Origin of the sequence: Blastococcus carthaginiensis (assembly GCF_030731085.1) — a bacterium.
GTDB lineage: Bacteria > Actinomycetota > Actinomycetes > Mycobacteriales > Geodermatophilaceae > Blastococcus > Blastococcus carthaginiensis.
Window position 1 is genome coordinate 1 of sequence record NZ_JASNFN010000059.1, and the last position, 3146, is coordinate 3146.

The window sequence follows — 3146 nt, forward strand, 5'->3', positions numbered from 1 at the left end:
TGAACCGCCCTGGGTTGCTTGGAGGCTCCTGACCTTGGAAACGAGGATGGAGCCATGGGGAACGAAGGCACGCCTGGGAAGCCGACGACGCGTCGCTACTCGCCAGAGGAGAAGGCCCGGGCGGTTCGGCTGGTGCGGCAGCTGCGCAAGGAGCTGGGCACCACGCACGGGACGGTTCGGCGGGTCGCCGATCAGATCGGCTGCGGGGTGGAGTCGCTGCGGACCTGGGTCAAGCAGTCCGACATCGATGACGGCGTCGAGCCGGGGGTGACGACGGTCGAGGCCACGCGGATCCGGGAGCTCGAGCAGGAGAACCGTGAGCTGCGCCGGGCCAACGATCTGTTGAAGCGGGCCTCGGCTTTCTTCGCGGCGGAACTCGACCGCCCATCGAGGTGATCGTCGCGTTCGTCGACGAGAACCGGAACGAGTTCGGAGTCGAGTTCATCTGCAGGTACCTGCAGGTGGCTCCGAGCAGCTACTACGCCGCGAAGAAGCGGCAGACCGCGCCGTCTGCGCGGGCCGTGCGGGACGTGCTGATGATGCAGGTCCTGCTGGCGTTGTGGACCGCGAACCGGAAGGTCTACGGAGCGCACAAGCTCTGGAAGGCCGCCCGGCGCGCTGGTCACGACATCGGCCGCGACCAGGTTGCCCGGCTGATGCGTGAGCTGGGCATCGAAGGGGTGTCCCGGCTGCGCAAGAAGGTCTTCACCACCCGGCCGGACCCGGATGCCTCGCGGGCGCCGGACCTGGTGAATCGGCAGTTCACCGCCGACCGGCCCGACGCGCTGTGGGTCACCGATCTGACCTACGTCCCGACCCGGTCGGGGATGGCGTACGTGTGCTTCATCGTCGACGCGTTCAGCCGGCGGATCGTCGGCTGGCGGGTGGCGGCGAACATGAAGACCGAGATGGTCCTCGACGCACTTGAGATGGCCAGAGCCTCCCGCGGAGGGCGCCGGTTGGTCGGGCTGGTGACACATTCGGATGCGGGGTCGCAGTTCACCGCCGTGCGGTTCACCGAGCGGCTCGAGGAGATCGGCGCGCGGCCCTCGATCGGGACGGTCGCGGACTCCTACGACAACGCCCTGGCCGAGACGACCAACGGCCTCTACAAGACCGAGTGCGTCCACGGACCCGACGCCACCGGCTGGGACGACGTCGACGAGCTCGAACTCGCGACGCTGTCCTGGGTGCACTGGTTCAACGAGAGCCGGCTCCACGGGCACTGCCAGAACGTCCCGCCCGCGGAGTACGAAGCAGCGTTCTACGCTGCCCAACGGACCGACCCCGCCGGGGTGGGAATCCAATAGAACGAGCCTCCATCAGACCCAGGGCGGTTCATACAACGCCGAGGCCGACAACCTGGTGCGGGGCCTCAAGCCGTACAAGCTGGACGCGGCCATCGAACGGCTCACCAAGGTGGCCACCACCATCATGCGGCTGGGCAAGACCATGGACATCCGCATTTCCGAGGCCTACCACCGGCTGCGCATCCGCGAGCTCGAACTCACCGCTGACTATGTGGCTAAGGTCGCCGAGGAGAAGGAGCACGAGCGCGAGGAGAAGCAACGGCTACGTGAGGAACGCGCGGCGCAGCAGGAGATGGAGCGGGAGAAGGCGCGGCTGGAGAAGGAGCGTCAGCACTACGTCAACGCCCGCCAGGCGCTGCTGGACAAGGGCGACGCCGAGGGCGCGGCCCGGCTGCAGGAGACTTTGAATGACATCGGCCGGGCGATCGAGGACGTCGACTACCGCGCGGCGAACATCCGCGCCGGTTACGTGTACGTCATCTCGAACATCGGCGCGTTCGGTGAGTCGATGGTGAAGGTTGGTATGACCCGCCGCCTGGACCCGCTCGACCGGGTGCGCGAACTCGGTGACGCGTCCGTCCCCTTCCGATACGACGTGCACGCGCTGTTCTTCTCCGACAACGCCGTCGGCATCGAGACCGCGCTGCACCAGCGTCTGGCCGACCAGCGGGTCAACCTGGTCAACCCGCGCCGGGAGTTCTTCCACGCCACCGCCGCCCAGGTAAAGACCCTGCTCAGCGAGTTGGCCGGAGATCTGCTGCACTTCGAGGACTTCCCAGAAGCCTTGGAGTACCGCCAGAGCCTTGCCGCCCGGACGCACAGCTGACCGGGTCACGCCCGCTCCGGTGTCCTTGAGCGGCCCACTAAGAGCCTCCGCCAGTAGGTCAGCGGATGCGTGGTGATCTTGGCCGGGTGTCCCAGCGGTAGAGGCGCCAGGCGCCCCGGCACAGTGCACGGACGGTGACGATGGCGGCAGCCAGCGCCAGGTAGGCGTCGACGCAGACCTGGCGGCGTTCGGTGCAGCGGCGCAGCTTTCCGAAGTTGTTGAGCCAGGAGTTGGTCCGCTCCACCACCCAACGCTTGCCGACCTGGATGGGAGCGGGTTCGCCGCGGTGGGCGATCTGACCGAGCAGGCCTCGTTCGTCGAGTGCTTCGCGGCAGGGGCGGTAGTCGTAGCCGGCGTCCAGATGCGCCGTCGCACCGGCCGGCAGCGGCTGGAAGTCCTTGAGCGCGTCCAGCGTCTGGGGCAGCAGGGCGTGGTCGACGGTGTTGGCCGGCGCGGACACCGTGGCCAGCGGGATGCCGCCGCCGTCGGTGAGCTGGGACCGTTTCAGCCCGCCCTTGCCCCGGTCCACCGGGCTGCGACCGGCGCATTCCCCGCCGCACGGGGCCTTGGTGGTGCATCCATCGACGGCCACGTCGGCCAGGTCCAAGCCGATCATCTTGTCGTAGGCATCCAGGCAGGCCAGTCGCAGCCGGTCGAACACTCCCAGGGCGATCCACTCGTCCCGGCGGCGACGCATGGTGGTGGCCGAGCACGAGTCGTCGGCGATGCGCTCGTAGCCGGCGCCGAACACCAGCGCCTCGACGAGCTTGCCGAACACCACGGCATCGTCGATGCGCGGCCGGTGACAGCCCAACGGATGCTCATCGACACGCACAGGCAGCAGGGTGAGGAACTCCTCGCGCAGCGGGTCAAGGATGCACGATGGGACGGCAGGCACGAGGCGTCCACAGTTCACGGAGCGTTAGCACCTTCGCGAGCGTGGCCCTCGTGCCTGCCCTTGCCGATCAGCCACGCCGAACGGCGCGACCTCACCTACTGGCGGGGGCTCT

At 68.2% G+C, this 3146-nt stretch carries 3 protein-coding genes and 1 other annotated feature; of the genes, 2 read left to right on the forward strand and 1 reads right to left on the reverse strand.

Annotated elements, in window-relative coordinates:
- The first annotated feature begins 54 nt into the window (after positions 1 to 54).
- Both QOZ88_RS23055 and QOZ88_RS23060 read left to right on the forward strand, forming a co-directional pair.
- Positions 55 to 1310 (forward strand): IS3 family transposase gene (locus QOZ88_RS23055; protein ID WP_305998703.1). Its coding sequence is split into 2 segments (ribosomal slippage): positions 55 to 358 and positions 358 to 1310, totalling 1257 coding nucleotides; the frame shifts between segments, so codons are not numbered across the junction.
- Positions 357 to 470 (forward strand) — a sequence feature (AL1L pseudoknot). It overlaps the preceding gene by 114 nt.
- Positions 1270 to 2136 carry a DUF4041 domain-containing protein gene (locus QOZ88_RS23060; protein WP_306002007.1) on the forward strand — a complete coding sequence of 289 codons (867 nt, stop codon included), beginning with the start codon at positions 1270 to 1272 and terminating at the stop codon, positions 2134 to 2136. Before QOZ88_RS23055 ends, QOZ88_RS23060 begins: the two co-directional genes overlap by 41 nt.
- Before the next feature lie 58 nt (positions 2137 to 2194).
- Here the strand turns inward: QOZ88_RS23060 and QOZ88_RS23065 are convergent, their stop codons facing one another.
- Positions 2195 to 3034 carry an IS5 family transposase gene (locus QOZ88_RS23065; RefSeq protein ID WP_306001625.1) on the reverse strand — a complete coding sequence of 280 codons (840 nt, stop codon included), beginning with the start codon at positions 3032 to 3034 and terminating at the stop codon, positions 2195 to 2197.
- Positions 3035 to 3146: the final 112 nt, after the last annotated feature.